The organism is Pseudomonas sp. Snoq117.2 (assembly GCF_900110545.1).
GTDB lineage: Bacteria > Pseudomonadota > Gammaproteobacteria > Pseudomonadales > Pseudomonadaceae > Chryseomonas > Chryseomonas benzopyrenica.
This window is the reverse complement of record NZ_FOED01000009.1, coordinates 98,121-113,469: the sequence shown is the minus strand read 5'-3', so window position 1 is coordinate 113,469 and position 15,349 is coordinate 98,121. Positions and strand designations below refer to the sequence as shown.

The 15,349-nt window shown below is 67.2% G+C and carries 20 protein-coding genes; 1 reads left to right on the top strand and 19 read right to left on the bottom strand.

All coding sequences use genetic code 11. From position 1 onward, the window contains the following. Positions 1-7: 7 nt before the first annotated feature. From hscB to trmJ, 6 genes are all read right to left on the bottom strand, one after another. Complete coding sequence (hscB, locus tag BMZ43_RS19980) at positions 8-529, bottom strand: co-chaperone HscB (RefSeq protein WP_064309415.1); 522 nt, start codon at positions 527-529, stop codon at positions 8-10. 8 nt (positions 530-537) lie between these two features. Further along, positions 538-861, bottom strand: coding sequence for an iron-sulfur cluster assembly protein IscA (gene iscA / locus BMZ43_RS19975; protein WP_007162420.1), 324 nt, complete (start codon positions 859-861; stop codon positions 538-540). 9 nt (positions 862-870) lie between these two features. Then, positions 871-1,257 carry a Fe-S cluster assembly scaffold IscU gene (gene iscU, locus BMZ43_RS19970; RefSeq protein ID WP_007162419.1) on the bottom strand — a complete coding sequence of 129 codons (387 nt, stop codon included), beginning with the start codon at positions 1,255-1,257 and terminating at the stop codon, positions 871-873. Positions 1,258-1,284: 27 nt separating this feature from the next. Continuing rightward, positions 1,285-2,499 (bottom strand): IscS subfamily cysteine desulfurase, encoded by a 1,215-nt coding sequence (locus tag BMZ43_RS19965; RefSeq protein WP_017639754.1) that lies wholly within the window; start codon positions 2,497-2,499, stop codon positions 1,285-1,287. Positions 2,500-2,530: 31 nt separating this feature from the next. After that, positions 2,531-3,028 carry a Fe-S cluster assembly transcriptional regulator IscR gene (iscR, locus tag BMZ43_RS19960; RefSeq protein WP_017639755.1) on the bottom strand — a complete coding sequence of 166 codons (498 nt, stop codon included), beginning with the start codon at positions 3,026-3,028 and terminating at the stop codon, positions 2,531-2,533. Positions 3,029-3,112: 84 nt separating this feature from the next. Beyond that, on the bottom strand, positions 3,113-3,901 hold the full coding sequence (gene trmJ, locus BMZ43_RS19955) for a tRNA (cytosine(32)/uridine(32)-2'-O)-methyltransferase TrmJ (RefSeq protein ID WP_017639756.1): 789 nt from the start codon (positions 3,899-3,901) through the stop codon (positions 3,113-3,115). A 140-nt stretch (positions 3,902-4,041) separates the two neighbouring features. On the opposite strand from trmJ, the gene suhB reads away from it, so the two are divergent. Next, positions 4,042-4,857 carry a type III secretion system regulator SuhB gene (gene suhB / locus BMZ43_RS19950; RefSeq protein WP_007162415.1) on the top strand — a complete coding sequence of 272 codons (816 nt, stop codon included), beginning with the start codon at positions 4,042-4,044 and terminating at the stop codon, positions 4,855-4,857. A gap of 95 nt (positions 4,858-4,952) precedes the next feature. Here the strand turns inward: suhB and BMZ43_RS19945 are convergent, their stop codons facing one another. From BMZ43_RS19945 to BMZ43_RS19885, 13 genes are all read right to left on the bottom strand, one after another. Beyond that, positions 4,953-5,357, bottom strand: coding sequence for a ClpXP protease specificity-enhancing factor (locus BMZ43_RS19945; protein WP_017639757.1), 405 nt, complete (start codon positions 5,355-5,357; stop codon positions 4,953-4,955). A gap of 11 nt (positions 5,358-5,368) precedes the next feature. Continuing rightward, the gene (locus BMZ43_RS19940; protein ID WP_017639758.1) at positions 5,369-5,983 is read right to left on the bottom strand and encodes a glutathione S-transferase N-terminal domain-containing protein; all 615 of its coding nucleotides are present in this window, start codon (positions 5,981-5,983) and stop codon (positions 5,369-5,371) included. A gap of 71 nt (positions 5,984-6,054) precedes the next feature. Beyond that, entirely contained in the window at positions 6,055-6,720 is a 666-nt protein-coding gene (locus tag BMZ43_RS19935) for a cytochrome c1 (RefSeq protein WP_064309416.1), read from the bottom strand. Beyond that, positions 6,717-7,910: a cytochrome b gene (locus BMZ43_RS19930; protein ID WP_064309417.1), complete on the bottom strand. Its 1,194-nt coding sequence runs from the start codon at positions 7,908-7,910 to the stop codon at positions 6,717-6,719. Before BMZ43_RS19930 ends, BMZ43_RS19935 begins: the two co-directional genes overlap by 4 nt. After that, the gene (gene petA, locus BMZ43_RS19925) at positions 7,907-8,485 is read right to left on the bottom strand and encodes a ubiquinol-cytochrome c reductase iron-sulfur subunit (RefSeq protein WP_017639761.1); all 579 of its coding nucleotides are present in this window, start codon (positions 8,483-8,485) and stop codon (positions 7,907-7,909) included. The genes BMZ43_RS19930 and petA overlap by 4 nt, the downstream gene beginning before the upstream one ends. After that, the gene (gene murB, locus BMZ43_RS19920) at positions 8,482-9,504 is read right to left on the bottom strand and encodes a UDP-N-acetylmuramate dehydrogenase (protein WP_064309418.1); all 1,023 of its coding nucleotides are present in this window, start codon (positions 9,502-9,504) and stop codon (positions 8,482-8,484) included. The genes petA and murB overlap by 4 nt, the downstream gene beginning before the upstream one ends. Further along, positions 9,494-9,961 (bottom strand): low molecular weight protein-tyrosine-phosphatase, encoded by a 468-nt coding sequence (locus tag BMZ43_RS19915; RefSeq protein WP_177344834.1) that lies wholly within the window; start codon positions 9,959-9,961, stop codon positions 9,494-9,496. Before BMZ43_RS19915 ends, murB begins: the two co-directional genes overlap by 11 nt. A 6-nt stretch (positions 9,962-9,967) precedes the next feature. After that, positions 9,968-10,732, bottom strand: coding sequence for a 3-deoxy-manno-octulosonate cytidylyltransferase (gene kdsB / locus BMZ43_RS19910; RefSeq protein WP_064309420.1), 765 nt, complete (start codon positions 10,730-10,732; stop codon positions 9,968-9,970). Beyond that, positions 10,729-10,914 carry a Trm112 family protein gene (locus BMZ43_RS19905; protein ID WP_059232294.1) on the bottom strand — a complete coding sequence of 62 codons (186 nt, stop codon included), beginning with the start codon at positions 10,912-10,914 and terminating at the stop codon, positions 10,729-10,731. The genes kdsB and BMZ43_RS19905 overlap by 4 nt, the downstream gene beginning before the upstream one ends. Positions 10,915-10,928: 14 nt before the next feature. Next, entirely contained in the window at positions 10,929-11,936 is a 1,008-nt protein-coding gene (gene lpxK / locus BMZ43_RS19900; RefSeq protein ID WP_064309421.1) for a tetraacyldisaccharide 4'-kinase, read from the bottom strand. Beyond that, positions 11,933-12,373, bottom strand: a complete 441-nt coding sequence (locus BMZ43_RS19895; RefSeq protein ID WP_064309422.1) for an ExbD/TolR family protein — start codon at positions 12,371-12,373, stop codon at positions 11,933-11,935. The genes lpxK and BMZ43_RS19895 overlap by 4 nt, the downstream gene beginning before the upstream one ends. Next, positions 12,370-13,005 (bottom strand): MotA/TolQ/ExbB proton channel family protein, encoded by a 636-nt coding sequence (locus BMZ43_RS19890; protein WP_064309423.1) that lies wholly within the window; start codon positions 13,003-13,005, stop codon positions 12,370-12,372. Before BMZ43_RS19890 ends, BMZ43_RS19895 begins: the two co-directional genes overlap by 4 nt. A 48-nt stretch (positions 13,006-13,053) precedes the next feature. Beyond that, on the bottom strand, positions 13,054-15,294 hold the full coding sequence (locus BMZ43_RS19885; protein WP_093256010.1) for a DNA internalization-related competence protein ComEC/Rec2: 2,241 nt from the start codon (positions 15,292-15,294) through the stop codon (positions 13,054-13,056). Between the last annotated feature and the right edge of the window lie 55 nt (positions 15,295-15,349).

The following is a 15,349-nucleotide window of genomic DNA, read 5'->3' as shown; positions in this document are numbered from 1 at the left end:
CCTGTGATTAATCGTCCAGACGCTCTTCGAGCTGGCGGATCTCGCTGGCCAGCTTGTCGAGAAACTGCATGCGACGGACCAGGCGTTCGGCAGACTCGCGCTGGGCGGGATCCTGCCAGATCACCGCGAAGGCCTGCTCGATGTCGCGCTGCGCCTCCTTGAGGCGCTGGCGGAAGGCGGGAATGCCCGCGCTGTCGCCGGCGTCCTGCAGGTCTTCCAACTCCTCGCGCCACTGCAATTGCTGCATGAGGAAATCGGTGTCCTGGATGGTCGCCTCGAGCGGCATCTCGTGGCCTTCGAGCTCCAGCAGATAACGCGCGCGGCGCGACGGCGCGCGCAGCACGTGATAGGCCTCGTTGAGCTCGGCCGACCGCTCCAGCGCCTGGCGCCGCTCGCGTTCCGGCGCATCGGCGAACCGATCCGGATGGACCGTGCGGGCCAGGTCGCGATAGCGCGCGGCCAGACCCGCCTGGTCGATCTCGAAGGCGGGCTTGATCTCGAACAGCGCGAAGTGACAGGGCTTACCCATGGCGGGCCTCAGATGTTGAAGCTTTCGCCGCAGCCACACTCGCCACGCACGTTGGGATTGTTGAACTTGAAGCCCTCATTGAGGCCTTCACGCACGAAATCCAGCTCGGTGCCGTCCAGGTAGACCAGGCTCTTGGGGTCGATGATGACCTTGACGCCATGGCTTTCGAACACCTGGTCCTCGGCCGCGAATTCATCGACGAACTCGAGTACGTAGGCCAGCCCCGAGCAACCCGTGGTACGAACGCCCAGGCGGATGCCCTCCCCCTTGCCGCGTCCATCGAGGGAACGCTGCACGTGGCGGGCGGCGGACTCGGTCATGCTGATCGCCATGGTTCCTCCTTAGAGCAGGCCTTTCTTCTGCTTGTAGTCGCTGACCGCCGCCTTGATGGCGTCTTCGGCGAGTACCGAGCAGTGGATCTTCACCGGCGGCAGAGCCAGTTCTTCGGCGATCATGCTGTTCTTGATCGACGCCGCTTCCTCGATGCTCTTGCCCTTCATCCACTCGGTGGCCAGGGAGCTGGAGGCGATGGCGGAGCCACAGCCGTAGGTCTTGAACTTGGCATCTTCGATGATGCCCTGCTCGTTGACCTTGATCTGCAGACGCATCACGTCGCCACAGGCCGGAGCGCCGACCATGCCGGTGCCGACATCGGGATCGGCCGCATCGAACTTGCCGACGTTGCGCGGGTTTTCGTAGTGGTCGATGACCTTTTCACTGTATGCCATGGTTCAATCCTCGCTTATCAGGGTGGGTCAGTGGGCTTGCCACTCGACCTGACTCAGGTCTACGCCTTCTTTGAACATGTCCCACAGCGGAGACAATTCGCGCAACTTGTTGACGGCTTCGGTGACCTTGCTCGCGGCGTAGTCAACGTCTTCTTCGGTGGTGAAGCGGCCGAAGGTGAAGCGGATGGAGCTGTGTGCCAGCTCGTCGTTGCGGCCCAGGGCACGCAGGACGTAGGACGGCTCCAGGGACGCCGAGGTACAGGCCGAACCGGACGAGACCGCCAGGTCCTTGAGCGCCATGATCAGCGACTCGCCTTCGACGTAGTTGAAGCTCAGGTTCAGGTTGTGCGGCACACGATGGATCAGGCTGCCGTTCAGGTAGACCTCTTCCAGGCCTTCGAACTGACGGTAGAAGCGATCGCTCAGGGCCTTGATGCGGGCATTTTCCTGGACCATCTCTTCCTTGGCGATGCGGAAGGCCTCGCCCATGCCGACGATCTGGTGGGTCGCCAGGGTACCCGAACGCATGCCACGCTCATGGCCACCGCCGTGGGTCTGGGCTTCGATACGCACGCGCGGCTTGCGGCGGACGTAGAGGGCGCCAATGCCCTTGGGACCATAGGTCTTGTGCGCCGAGAAGGACATCATGTCGACCTTGAGCTTTTCCAGATCGATCTCGACCTTGCCGGTGGACTGGGCGGCGTCGACATGGAAGAGCACGCCACGGGAGCGGGTCAGCTCGCCGATGGCGGCGATGTCGTTGACCGTACCGATCTCGTTGTTGACGTGCATGATGGACACCAGGGTGGTGTCGTCACGCAGGGCCGCCTCGACCATGTCGGGGGTGATCAGGCCGTCTTCGCCCGGCTCGAGATAGGTGACCTCGAAGCCTTCGCGCTCGAGCTGGCGGGTGGTATCCAACACCGCCTTGTGCTCGATCTTGGAGGTGATCAGGTGCTTGCCCTTGTTCTGGTAGAAGTGCGCGGCGCCCTTGATGGCCAGGTTGTCGGACTCGGTGGCACCGGAGGTCCAGACGATCTCGCGCGGGTCGGCGTTGACCAGTTCGGCCACCTGACGACGGGCGTTTTCCACGGCCTCCTCGGCCTTCCAGCCGAACAGGTGGGAGCGCGATGCGGGGTTGCCAAAGTTGCCGTCCACCAGCAGGCACTCGCTCATCTTCTGAGCGACGCGCGGATCGACGGGCGTGGTGGCGGAATAGTCTAGGTAGATCGGCAATTTCATCGGTTACTCCTAATCAGACGGGCGTCTCTGCTCAGTCGATGGTGGACGCTTCGATTTTTTCGACCGCTAAGGGCGATTGCTTACTGGCACAGGCCTTGGTGTCCTGACGCTTGGCCACCTGCTGGATCTCGTTGCGGGCGACCAGGTCGGCCAGGGTGATGCCACTCAAAAAGGTGTGGATCTGATCGCTCAGATCGCACCAGAGGTGGTGGGTCAGGCAGGTATCGCCCTGGTGACAGCCCCCACCGCCCTGGCAACGGGTGGCATCCACGGATTCGTTGACGGCATCGATCACCTGGGCCACATGGATACCGCCCATGTCGCGCGCCAGCTGATAACCGCCGCCGGGACCGCGTACGCTGTTGACCAGCGCGCCGCGGCGCAGCCGGGCAAACAGCTGCTCCAGATAGGACAGCGAAATGCCCTGCCGCTCGGAAATGTCGGCCAGCGACACCGGCCCCCGCTGGGCGTGCAGCGCCAGGTCGAGCATGGCGGTTACGGCATAGCGGCCTTTGGTGGTCAGTCTCATGATGAACTCGAGCGGGTTGCATCGGATGACCCTGATTATCGGATTCCCGACAAAAAAGGTCAACTTTAAAACCGACCAAATCACTCAGGCATTATCTATCGGGGGGATAGTCCGCGGGTGGGATTCGCCGCGGGCGGCCTTCTGGGTTTCGGTGAGGATGCCGCGCAGGATGTTCATCTCCAGCTTGCTGATGCCGGCACGACCGTAGAGCCGCCGCAGCCGACTCATCAGGTGGCGCGGCTTGGCCGGATCGAGGAAGCCGATCTCCACCAGGGTCTGCTCCAGGTGCTCGTAGTAGAGTTCCAGCTCCTCCACCGTCACCGGCTGGGTGTTGAGCATGGCGGTGGCTTCGACCTTGTTCATCTTGGTCGGCTGGTTCTGCGCCGCGAGCCAGGCCATGCGCACCTCGTACACCAGCACCTGGACCGCCGCGGCGAGATTGAGCGAGCCGAAGGCCGGATCCGAGGGGATGTGCACATGGTAGTGGCAGCGCTGCAGCTCTTCGTTGGTCAGGCCGGCATATTCGCGACCGAACACCAGGGCCACCTCGCCGCCCTGCTCCACCTGGGCCAGGGAGGTGGTGGCGCATTCGCGCGGATCCAGCAGCGGCCAGGGGATGCGGCGGTCGCGGGCGCTGGTGCCCAGCACCAGGCTGCAGCCGGTCAGGGCCTCTTCCAGAGTGTCGACCACGATGGCGGCGTCGAGCACGTCATTGGCCCCGGACGCGCGGGCATTGGCCTCGCCGCTGGGAAAGTCCTCGGGATCGACCAGATAGAGGCGCGACAGGCCCATGTTCTTCATTGCCCGGGCGGCACCGCCGATATTGCCGGGATGGCTGGTATTGACCAGAACGACGCGGATGTTGTGCAGCACGTGGCTATCCTCGAACGGACGCGGGAAATCGGCGCCGTATACTACGCCCACACGCGCCCGCTGGCCACGAATACCCCTTCCAGCGCCGCGAAGTCTGCTATCATTGCCGGCTTTCCTTATACAACCCAGGTGATTTATCCATGCAGCCCATGCTGAACATCGCACTGCGCGCGGCCCGCAGCGCCGGTGAACTGATTTTCCGTTCGATTGAGCGCCTGGACGTGATCGCCGTCGACGAAAAAGGCGCCAACGACTTCGTCTCCGAAGTCGACCGTGCCGCCGAGCAGACCATCCTCGCCACCCTGCGCAAGGCCTATCCCACCCATGGTTTCTACGGTGAGGAATCCGGCTACCTGGCGGGCGAAGGCGAAGGCGCTGATTATGTCTGGATCGTCGACCCGCTGGACGGCACCACCAACTTCATTCGTGGCGTCCCGCACTTTTCGGTGAGCATCGCCTGCAAGTACAAGGGTCGCCTGGAACATGCCGTGGTCCTGGATCCGGTGCGTCAGGAAGAATTCACCGCCAGCCGTGGCCGCGGTGCCGCCCTGAACGGCCGGCGCATCCGTGTCACCAACCGTCGCAGCCTGGAAGGCGCTCTGCTGGGTACCGGCTTCCCCTTCCGTGCCAATGACGTCGACCACCTGGACAACTACCTGGGCATGTTCCGCAGCCTGATCGGCCAGACCGCCGGCATCCGCCGCGCCGGCTCCGCCGCCCTGGACCTGGCCTATGTCGCCGCCGGTCGCTTCGACGCCTTCTGGGAAATGGGCCTGTCGGAGTGGGACATGGCGGCAGGCGCCCTGCTGGTGCAGGAAGCCGGTGGCCTCATCGGCGACTTCAATGGCGGCCACGACTTCCTCGAGAAGGGCCACATCGTCGCCGGCAACCCCAAGTGCTTCCGCGGTCTGCTGACCCAGATCCAGCCGCACCTGCCGGCCTCGCTCAAGCGCTGAGTTTGCAAGGCTAACGAAAAAGCCCCTACCGGCACTGCCGACAGGGGCTTTTTCATGCCTGCTGCAGAAGGCCCTGCAGCAGGTGTCGGCCAGGCTTACTTGACGACTTTCAGACTCGGCCGCGTCGGTGTCGGCTTGGGCGCCTCGGGCTTGCTGCCGCCGTTGTCGGGACCCTGGTCATCCGGCGGGCTGGGTTCGCTGTCGAAGACCATACCCTGGCCGTTCTCCCGGGCGTAGATGGCCAGGATGGCACCGATCGGGACATAGAGGTTGTAGGCGACGCCACCGAAACGGCCGTTGAAGCTCACCGCTTCGTTGTCCATGTGCAGGTCACGCACGGCACTGGGCGAGGCGTTCAGCACGATCTGGCCGTCGTTGGCATAGCCCGGCGGCACGCGCACCTCGGCATAGTCGGCGTTGACCAGCAGATGGGGCGTGCAGTCGTTGTCCACGATCCACTCGTAGAGCGCGCGGACCAGGTAGGGGCGACTGGAATTCATGGGGTTCTCCTCTAGCGCATCTCACGCTCGGTGACCGAAAGACTGGATCGGAAACTGTCGCGTGCGAACATGCGATCCATGTAGTCCTGCAGCGGCTTGGCGGCCCGGGGCAATTCGACGCCCAGGCGCGGCAATCGCCACAGGATGGGGAGCAGGCAACAGTCCACCAGGGAAAAGTCGTCGCTCAGGAAAAAGGCTTTTTCCGCGAAGATGGGCGCCACGCCGGTCAGGCTTTCCCGCAGTTCCTTGCGCGCGGCGGCGAGGTCGGCGCCCGGCGCGGCTTGCAGGATACTGTCCACCAGGGTGCACCAGTCGCGCCCGATACGGTGCATCAGCAGCCGCGACTGACCCCGGGTGACCGGATAGGCCGGCAGCAGCGGCGGATGCGGATAGCGTTCCTCGAGGTACTCCATGAGTACCTCGGTGCCATAGAGCACCAGGTCGCGATCCATCAACGTCGGCACGGTGCCATAGGGATTGTGCTCGGCCAGCTGCCGCGGGCACTCGCCACGGCGCACGGCGATCAGCTCGCACTCGACGTTCTTTTCCGCCAGGATCAGACGGATCCGATGGCTGTAGTGATCCTCGGGATCATGGAAACAGGTCAGGCGGGTTATGGCGCCCATGGGTCCCTCCCCCGTCAGGGGCGAAGCTGCAAAGGGGGATTATCTCGCACCTTGCCGCCTGCCACCTAGTCTCATCGCTCACTGTCGGGCAATCGCCGCCAGAATTCGCGCTTGAGCCAGAAGGCCAGGATGGCGAACAGCACCAGATAGCCCAGCACCCAGGGTGCGAGCCGCCAGGCGAGGCTACGTTCGGGTGCGGCGGAATAGCCCAGGTAGGCGACCAGATCGTCGACGGTACGGGCGAACTGCTCGGGGGTCTGGGCGCCACTGCCCGCCTCCAGGCGCAGCACGCAGCGCCCTTCGTGGCAGTCGCGCAGCTGGCGACCGCGCAGGGCGGCCAGGACGTCGGGCATGCGGGTGCCGGGCGCTGCGAGATTGTCGACCCCGAGCGGACGTCCGGGCGCCACATAGAATTCCTGCAGGAAGGCGCGCAACCAGGCTTCGCCGCGCACCGCGGCGATCAGGGTGAGGTCCGGCGGTACGCTGCCGAAGGCGCGGCGGGCATCCTCGGGTTTGAGCAGGCCGAGCATGGGCGCACTAGCGGTGCGCCCGGGCGCCCAGCTGGCGAGGTCCAGGTGAAGATCGGCGGCGACGCGATCGAAGCGCTGGTACTCCTGGCCGTGGCAGGCCAGGCAATAGCGACCGAAGGTGAGGGCACCGGCTCGGGGATCGCCTTCGGCACCGATGACCAGACCGCTGCACAGCAACAGCAGACCCAGGAGCAGGCAACGCATCATGAGCCGAGCTCCGGCAGCGTTCGCGGACGCCCCAGCCTGCTGTACCAGGGCATGCCCAGCAGACAGGCGAAATAGACGCCAGCCGCCAGGCGCGCCAGCAGCAGGCGCTGTTCGGTAAGCGCGACCACGCCCAGCACGCCCAGAGCGGCAAAGGCCAGACAGCCCAGATACAGCCCCAGCCGCGCCGGCCAGGCCTTGTGGCGCACCGAGCGGACCGTGCTGCGATCCAGCCAGGGCAGCACGAACAGCAGGGCGATGGCCAGGGCCGCTAGGCCAAGACCGCCGGCCTTGCTCGGCACCGCCCGCAACAGCGCATAGAAGGGCGCCAGGTACCAGGGCGGCGCGATGTGCGCGGGGGTCACCAAGGGATCGGCCGGCTGCTGGTTGGCCGGCTCCAGCACCAGCCCACCCAGGTCCGGCGCCAGCAGTACCACGCCCAGGAACACCAGCAGGAAAACCGCCAGGCCGCAGAGGTCCTTGAGCGTCAGGTAGGGGTGGAAAGGTACCCCCGCCGCACCGCTGACATCGCGCTCATCACCTTCGGGATTGTTCGAGCCGGTCTGGCGCAGGGCGACGACGTGCAGCGTCACCAGCGCGAGGATCAGCAGCGGCAGCCCGACCACATGCAGGGCCTGGAAGCGCCGCAGGGTGGCATCGGACAGCACCACCCCGCCCCGCAGCAGGTCGGCCAGAGTCGGGCCTACCAGGGGCAGCGCCTCGACCGCGCTCAGGGACACCTGGGCGCCCCAGTAGGACAGTTGGCCCCAGGGCAGCAGATAGCCGAAGAAGGCCTGGGCCAGCAGCAGCACATAGAGCAGCACGCCAAAGCTCCAGACCAGCTCCCGCGGCGCGCGATAGGAGCCATAGAGCAGGCCGCGCAGCATGTGCAGATAGAGACAGACGAACAGCGCCGAGGCGCCCACCGCGTGCAGATAGCGGATCAACCAGCCAAAGGGCACCTCGCGCATGAACAGCTGGACCGAGGCGAAGGCGCCCTTCACCGTCGGCTCGTAGCCGAACAACAGCCAGAGCCCGGTCAGCACCTGCAGCGCCAGGATGAAGACCAGCAGCGAACCGAACAGATAGAAGACGTTGAGGTTGCGCGGCACCCGGTAGTCGCTGATATGGCGTCGCCAGAAGGCGCCCATGGGCAGCCGTCGCTCCAGCCAGCCGGGCTCGTCGCTCTTCATGTCGCTCCCTCCTCGTCGCTGCCGATCACCAGCAGGGTGTCGCCGCGGAAATGATAGGGGGGCACGGCCAGATTCAGCGGTGCCGGCTGGTCGCGAAAGACCCGCCCGGCCAGGTCGAAATGGGAGCCATGGCAGGGACAGAGATAGCCCCCCTCCCGCTCTGCCGCGCCTGGCGCCAGGGAGGGAATGCAGCCCAGGTGGGTGCAGATGGCGGTGACGACGAAGATGTCCGGCCGCCGCGATCTCAGGCGCGGATCGACATAGGGTGGCTGGCTGGATTCCCGAGAATCCGGGTCGGCCAGCCCCGCCTCGTCGGCCAGGAGTCGGGCCTGGTCCGCGGCGCTGCGACGCAGGACGCAGACCGGCTGGCCGCGCCACTGCACGGTGAGTTGTTCGCCTTCGCGCAAGGCCTTGAGGTCCACCTCGACCGGTGCCGCCGCCACCTCCGCCGACCGACTGGGCCGCAGGGCGCAGACGAAGGGCACGCTGCCCGCCACCAGCCCCAGGCCGCCGACGGCGGAGGTGGTGGCGATCAGCAGGCGGCGGCGCTGGACATCGGGCGAATCGTCGGTCACGTCAGGCTTCCCGGCTCCATCTCCAGCGTCACCCCGAAGCGCTCGCGCACCGAGGCGCGGATGCGCTCGGCGAGGGCCAGGACATCCCGGCTACGGGCGCCGCCGAAGTTGACCAGCACCAGCGCCTGGGCGGCATGCACCCCCACGGCGCCGTCGCGATGGCCGCGCCAGCCGGCCTGGTCGATCAGCCAGCCGGCGGCCAGCTTGACCGTGCCATCGGCCTGGGGATAGGTCGGCAGGGACGGATAGCGTTGCTGCAACGCGGCGGCTTCGGCGGCGGTCACCACGGGATTCTTGAAGAAGCTGCCGGCATTGCCCAGCACCGCCGGGTCGGGCAGTTTGCTCTGGCGGATGCTGCAGATGGCCGCGCTGACGGCTTCGGGCGTGGGCTGGGTGACACCCGCTTCGGCCAGGGCCTGGCGCACGGGACCGTAGTCCAGCACCAGCTGCGGCTGGCGACTGAGGTGAAAACGTACCCGCAGCACGATCCAGCGCCCGGCCTCGGCCTTGAAGCGGCTCTCGCGATAGGCGAAGGCGCAATCGGCTGAGGTGAGGTCGTGGAGTTCGCCGCTGTGGCGGTCGAGCGCCGTGACCCCGGCGCATCTGTCCTTCAATTCGACGCCATAGGCGCCGATGTTCTGGATGGGCGAGGCACCGACGGTGCCGGGAATCAGGCTGAGATTTTCCAGGCCGTACCAGCCGTTGGCCAGGGTCGCCATGACGAAGGGATGCCAGGGTTCGCCGGCTTCGGCTTCCACCAGCAGGGCATCGCCCTCCTCCGCCAGCAGTCGGATACCGCGGGACGTCAGCCGCAGCACCAGGCCCTCGACCCGCTCGGGCAGGACCAGGTTGCTGCCACCGCCCAGCACCCGTAGCGGCACGCCGAGTTGCCGCGCCAGGGCCAGGGCCTCGCGGACCTCGGTATCGCTCGCGGCTTCCAGATAGCGATCGGCTTGCGCCACCAGGCCGAAGGTATTGAGCCCCTGCAAGGGGACCTGCTGTTGCAGCTCAGCGACCATGACGGGCAGCCACCTCGGCGACTAGGCCATCGCAGGCGCTTTCCAGCAGGTCGAGGACGCGCTCGAAGCCGGCCGCGCCGCCGTAGTAGGGATCCGGCACTTCATCCACCGCCAGTCCCTGACGAGCCAGGAACAGCTCGGGTACTGCACCCTGGTCGGGGCGCAGCTGCTCCAGCCAGGCGAGGTTGTCCTGATCCATGGCCAGGATCAGGTCGAAGCGTTGGAAATCGTCCGCGGTTACCTGGCGCGCACGCAGGGCGCCGAGGTCATAGCCGCGAGCCGCCGCGGCCTGGATGGCGCGGGCATCCGGGGCTTTGCCGACATGCCAGTCGCCAGTGCCAGCCGAGTCCAGCTCCACCGCCTCGGCCAGGCCGGCGGCGTCCAGCTTGGCCCTGAGGATGCCTTCGGCGGTGGGCGAGCGGCAGATGTTGCCCATGCAGACGAACAGGATGCGCAGGGTCATCTAGGCTCCCAGCAGGCGTCTGACGCGCTCGAGGTCTTCCAGGGTATCCACCCCGGCCTGGGGCGCTTCCAGGGCATCGGCGACATGGATGCGGACGCCGTGCCAGAGGGCACGCAGCTGCTCCAGGGCTTCGGTCTCTTCCAGGGCGCAGGGACCCCAGCTGACGAAGTCGGCGAGAAAACCGGCGCGATAGGCATAGATGCCGATATGCCGGCGGTAGGGAAAACCCTGGGGCAACTGTGCGCGATCACTGGCAAAGGCATTGCGCGCCCAGGGCAGCGGCGCCCGGCTGAAGGTCAGCGCCAGACCGTTCACGTCGGTGCTCACCTTGACCACATTGGGATTGAACAGGCTGTCGACGTCCCCGATCAGCTCGGCGAGGGTGGCCACGCCGGCCTCGGGATGGCCGGCGAGATTGCTCGCCACCTGGTCGATCACCGCGGGCGGAATCAGCGGCTCGTCACCCTGGACGTTGACCACCAGGGCGTCATCGGCCAAGCCGAGCAGCTCGGCCACCTCGGCCAGGCGATCGGTGCCCGAGGCATGGTCGGCCCGGGTCAGCAGGACCCGGGCGCCAAAGCCTTCGCAGGCACGCAGGATGTCGTCATGGTCGGTCGCCACCACCACCTGCTCGGCGCCACTGCGGCGGGCCTGCTCCCAGACGTGCTGGATCATCGGCTTGCCGGCGATGTCGAGCAGTGGCTTGTTGGGCAGCCGGGTGCTGGCGAGCCGCGCCGGGATGACGACGGTGAACGCGGTGCTCATTTATCCAGACGCTCGTCCGTGGTGATGACGCGCGCCTCGCTTTCCAGCATCACCGGGATGCCGTCGCGAATCGGGAAGGCCAGGCCCGCAGCCTTGCTGATGAGTTCGGTCTTGTCGTCGCTCAAGATCAGCGGGCTCTTGGTTAGGGGGCAGGCGAGGATGTCCAGCAGCTTGAGATCCATGGGCGATTGTTCCGTCAGTGAGAGTGTTCGGGCAGGAGTCGAGCGAGACGCCCATCCAGCCAGGCGACGAAAGCGGCCGAGGGCTGGGCGTCCACCGCCAGGTACCACCAGTCGGCGGCGGCGAAGGGCCGACACTTGACCGCGTCCTTCTCGGTCATCACCAGCGGCAGTTCGGGCGTGAAGGCCAGGTCCGCAGCGCTGTAGGTGGCGTGATCGGCGAAGGCATGGGGCAACGGCTGCCAGTGTAGTCCTTCGAGGGTAGCGAAGAAACGCCCGGGGTTGCCGATGCCGGCCAGGGCATGCAGGCGCTGCCCCGGGGGAAAGAAGTCCAGCGGCTGCACCTCGCCGCTGCACAGATTGATCAGGGCACCCGGCTGCAGGGTCAGGCCGAAACCAGCGGAAGGATCGGTCGCGGCGCCGTTGTGGATCACGGCATCCACCTCGGCCAGACGCTCCAGGGGCTCGCGCAGGGGCCCGGCCGGCAGGCAGCGCCCATTGCCGAAGCCCCGCACCGCGTCGACCATGACCAATTCCAGATCCCGTGCCAGGCGATAGTGCTGCAGGCCGTCGTCGCTGAGGATGACATCGAGCCGCTCCTCGGCGAGCAGGCGTTCGACGGCGCGGCCACGATCGGGATCCGTGACCAGCGCCACCCCGGTGCGCTGCACGATCAGCAGCGGCTCGTCGCCGGCGACGGTGGCGGTGTCGGTCGCGCGCACCCGCCAGGGCAGACTCGGCGGCGTGGCGCCATAGCCACGGCTGACCACACCGACCCTGAGGCCGCGGGCGCGCAGATGACCGATCAGCCAGAGGATCATGGGGGTCTTGCCGGTCCCGCCAACGGTGAGATTGCCCACCACGATGACCGGGACCGGCGCACGATGGATGCTGCCCTGCCCCGCCAGGAAGCGTTGGCGCTTGCGCCGGGCGACCTGCCGATAGAGGGCTTCGAGCGGTGTCAGCAGACCCAGGGCCGGATGCCCTGCATACCAGGCGCGGACCAGGCGTTCGCCCAGACTCACGGACGCTTCGCCTGGGCCTCGAGGGTGGTGATGCGCAGCTGGCTGAAGCCCAGCTTGCCGGCGGCATCCATGGCCATGACCACCGCCTGGTGAGTGGCGCGGCCATCGGCGGTGATCACCAGCGGCAGACTGTTGTCGCCACCGGATTCCCGCTGCAGCGCGGTGGTCAGGCCGGTCAGATCGTTGCGGGCCAACGTCTGGCCATTCAGTGCCATCTGGCCTTCGGCGGTGATGCTGATCTCCAGGGTCTTGCCCTGGTTGGCGGCCGCCGCGGCACTGTCGGCCTCGGGCAGTTCGATCTTCAGCTGGCTGGGTTTGTTGAAGGTCGCGGTCACCACGAAGAACAGCAGCAGGACGAAGATGACGTCGATAAAGGAGGCCAGGTTGATATAGACCTCTTCGCGAACGGCGCCCCCGGCGCGACGACGGAATTTCACGCCGGGGCTCCTTCGCGGACGTCCACCTCGCGATCACCGTGGAGGATGTCCACCAGCTTGACCGCTTCCTGCTCCATGCCCACCACCAGCTCGTCCACCCGACGCAGCAGATAGCGATGAAAGAACACCGCGGGAATCGCCACCAGCAGACCGGCGGCGGTGGTGACCAGGGCCTTGGAGATGCCGCCGGCGAGAATGGGCGCATTGGCCATACCGTCGTTCATGAAGGCGCTGAAGATATCGATCATGCCGAACACCGTGCCGAGCAGACCCATCAGCGGCGCCAGGGCGGCGATGCTGCCGAGGGTGTTGAGATAGCGCTCGAGGTCGTGCACCACGCGGCTGCCGGCTTCCTCGATGGCTTCCTTCATGATGTCGCGACCATGACGGGAATTGGTCAGGCCCGCGGCGAGGATGTCGCCCAGGGGCGAACCAGCGCGCAACTCGCGCAGGCGTTCATTGTTGAGCTGTTTGTCCTGGATCCAGCGCCAGACCTGGGCGAGCAGCGTGGGCGGGGCGACCCGGCCGCGCCTCAGGGTCCACAGCCGCTCGGCGATGATGGCCGTGGCCAGGATGGAACTGAGGATGATCGGCAGCATCATCCAGCCGCCAGCTTTGACCATTTCGAACACGAGACCGTTACCCCTGCCGCAAAATGCGGCCACTCTAGCACGAACGCCTTAGGGTGTCGGCGGGGGTATTCGCCACCAGTGACGCTCCTGGCGCTGACCACGCGGTACCTCCCAGCGACCGAGGGTCCAGGTCAGGGCGCCTAGCGCGGCGGTGTCGTAGGGCAGCACGCCGCGCTCGCGATAGCACGCCAGCACCTGGGGATGGGGATGGCCATAGCGATTGTTCAGCCCGCGGGAGATCAGCACGCCGCGTGGCTGGACGGCGTCGATGAAACCGGCGCTGGAGCCACTGCGACTGCCATGGTGCGGGGCGACGAGCCACTCCGCCGCCAGGGGCTTGCCACTGGCCACCAACTCCGCCTCGCGGCGAGCATCGATATCGCCGGTCAGCAGCAGGCGCTCGCCCCTGGCCTCGACGCGGAGTACACAGGAGGCGGCATTGGAATCCGCATCGGGACGCCACCAGGTGGTGAAGCCGACCCCGTTCCACTCCCAGCGGGCGCCGTCTTCACAATCCCGGGCGCGCAATTGCGGCTGCAGGCGACCCACCTCACCACTGAGCACCCGGCCCGGCGGCAGCCCCCTGGCCACGGCCAGCGCACCGCCGGCATGGTCGGCATCGGCATGACTGAGCAGCATGACATCCAGGGTATCGATGCCGGCGGCCTTCAGGTTGGGCAGGACGACCCGGGCGCCGCTGTCATAGCTGCCCTGGCGCGGACCGGCGTCGTAGAGCAGGGCATGGTCACGGGTGCGCACCAGTACGGCCAGCCCCTGTCCCACGTCCAATACGGTGATCCGCGCCAGCCCCTCCCCGGGCGCAGGCACCGGGGGAAACAGCCCGGGCAGCATCAGCAGTGCGCCAAGGCCGCGCAGCGGCACGCCCGCGGGCAGCAGGGCCAGCAACGCCCCCAGTCCTGCCAGCCACAGCGTCCAGGCGGGCGCCAATACGGGCTGCCAGGCGGCGGCCAGATGCGCCAACCCGGTCAGCACCCAGAGCAGTCCCTGCAACAGGCCACCGGCCAGCCACAACGCGGGCTCGCCCAGTGGCGACCAGAGCAGCGACAGCAGAGTACCCACCAGCGCCAGGGGCACGATGGCCAGGTCCATCAGCGGTACGGCCAGGGCGTTGGCCAGCGGGCCGCTCAGGCTCAGGGGCAGGCCCAGCGCCAGGAGCAGCGGTGCCAGTCCCACGGCCATGCACCACTGGGCCCGCCCGAGGGTAGCCCACCAGGGCAGTCGGCCCAGACGGCCGGCGAAGCTCCAGAGCAGCAACAGCACGGCGCCAAAGGAGAGCCAGAAACCCGCCAGCAGACTGACCAGGGGATTGGCCACCAGCACCAGCACCAGGGCCAGCAGGACGGCGTCTGCCAGGCGAACCTGCTGACGGCCGAGTTGCCAGAGCAGCCCCAGGGTGACCATGACGCAGGCGCGCTGTACCGGCACCTCGAAGCCGGCCAGCAGTCCGTAGCTCAGCGCGGTGGCGATCGTCAGCACCGCGGCCGACAGGCGCCAGGGCAACCGGCTTGGCCAGAGACCACGGCGCGCCAGGAGGACCACCCCGGCATAGACGCTGAGGGCGACCAGGCTGATGTGCTGCCCGGAGATCACCATCAGGTGCACGGTGCCGGTGTCCTGGAACAGCTGCCACTGGGCATCGGTGATGCCCGAGCCATCGCCCACCACCAGGGCGGCCAGCAACCCGCCCTGCCCGGCCGGATTGCGGGTCTGCAGGTATTGCCGGATACCGTCGCGCCAGGTCGCCAGGCCACTGGCCGCCGCCAGGCGCTGGCCATCCTTGACGCTGCCGGTGGCGCCGATGCCCTGGGCCAGCAGCCAGGCTTCGCGATCCTGGCCCAGGGGGTTGACCAGGCCCGCGGGGCCGCGCAACTCCGCCGCCAGGCGCCAGCGTTCGCCGGCCAGCGGACGGGGACCACCGTGCCAGTTCAGGCGGATCCGCGCCGGTAGCTTCAGGTCGCGGCGGCTGGTCGCCCCGGCGAGCACGAAGGCCACCGCGTCGGCGTCCACCGCGGGCAGGCCGCTGATCTGGCCTTCGATCCACAGCACCCGCTGCTCCAGCGCCGGAGCCAGACGATCGTCCAGGGCCCAGTGGGCATTGAGCAGCGCCCAGGCCAGGCCCAGGCCGCAGGCGCCAAGGGCCAGGAAACGGGTCAGCAGCAGCCCCAGGGCCATCGCCGCGAGGGCCGCCAGCAGCGGCAACGACGGCAGCGAGGCGAAGGCGCGCAGGAGCAGCACGCCGAGGGCGAAGGACAGCAGAGCGGCGCGCATCAGGACTCCATCCTTGGAGAGCCGAAAGGGCTTCAGAAGCGCGGATTAGAGCAGT

Excerpts from the sequence above, each read along its gene's own strand:
- hscB (WP_064309415.1), bottom strand. The coding sequence starts at position 529 with ATGGGTAAGCCCTGTCACTTCGCGCTGTTCGAGATCAAGCCCGCCTTC.
- iscA (WP_007162420.1), bottom strand. The coding sequence starts at position 861 with ATGGCGATCAGCATGACCGAGTCCGCCGCCCGCCACGTGCAGCGTTCC.
- iscU (WP_007162419.1), bottom strand. The coding sequence starts at position 1,257 with ATGGCATACAGTGAAAAGGTCATCGACCACTACGAAAACCCGCGCAAC.
- BMZ43_RS19965 (WP_017639754.1), bottom strand. The coding sequence starts at position 2,499 with ATGAAATTGCCGATCTACCTAGACTATTCCGCCACCACGCCCGTCGAT.
- iscR (WP_017639755.1), bottom strand. The coding sequence starts at position 3,028 with ATGAGACTGACCACCAAAGGCCGCTATGCCGTAACCGCCATGCTCGAC.
- suhB (WP_007162415.1), top strand. The coding sequence starts at position 4,042 with ATGCAGCCCATGCTGAACATCGCACTGCGCGCGGCCCGCAGCGCCGGT.
- BMZ43_RS19945 (WP_017639757.1), bottom strand. The coding sequence starts at position 5,357 with ATGAATTCCAGTCGCCCCTACCTGGTCCGCGCGCTCTACGAGTGGATC.
- BMZ43_RS19940 (WP_017639758.1), bottom strand. The coding sequence starts at position 5,983 with ATGGGCGCCATAACCCGCCTGACCTGTTTCCATGATCCCGAGGATCAC.
- BMZ43_RS19935 (WP_064309416.1), bottom strand. The coding sequence starts at position 6,720 with ATGATGCGTTGCCTGCTCCTGGGTCTGCTGTTGCTGTGCAGCGGTCTG.
- BMZ43_RS19930 (WP_064309417.1), bottom strand. The coding sequence starts at position 7,910 with ATGAAGAGCGACGAGCCCGGCTGGCTGGAGCGACGGCTGCCCATGGGC.
- murB (WP_064309418.1), bottom strand. The coding sequence starts at position 9,504 with ATGGTCGCTGAGCTGCAACAGCAGGTCCCCTTGCAGGGGCTCAATACC.
- kdsB (WP_064309420.1), bottom strand. The coding sequence starts at position 10,732 with ATGAGCACCGCGTTCACCGTCGTCATCCCGGCGCGGCTCGCCAGCACC.
- BMZ43_RS19905 (WP_059232294.1), bottom strand. The coding sequence starts at position 10,914 with ATGGATCTCAAGCTGCTGGACATCCTCGCCTGCCCCCTAACCAAGAGC.
- BMZ43_RS19885 (WP_093256010.1), bottom strand. The coding sequence starts at position 15,294 with ATGCGCGCCGCTCTGCTGTCCTTCGCCCTCGGCGTGCTGCTCCTGCGC.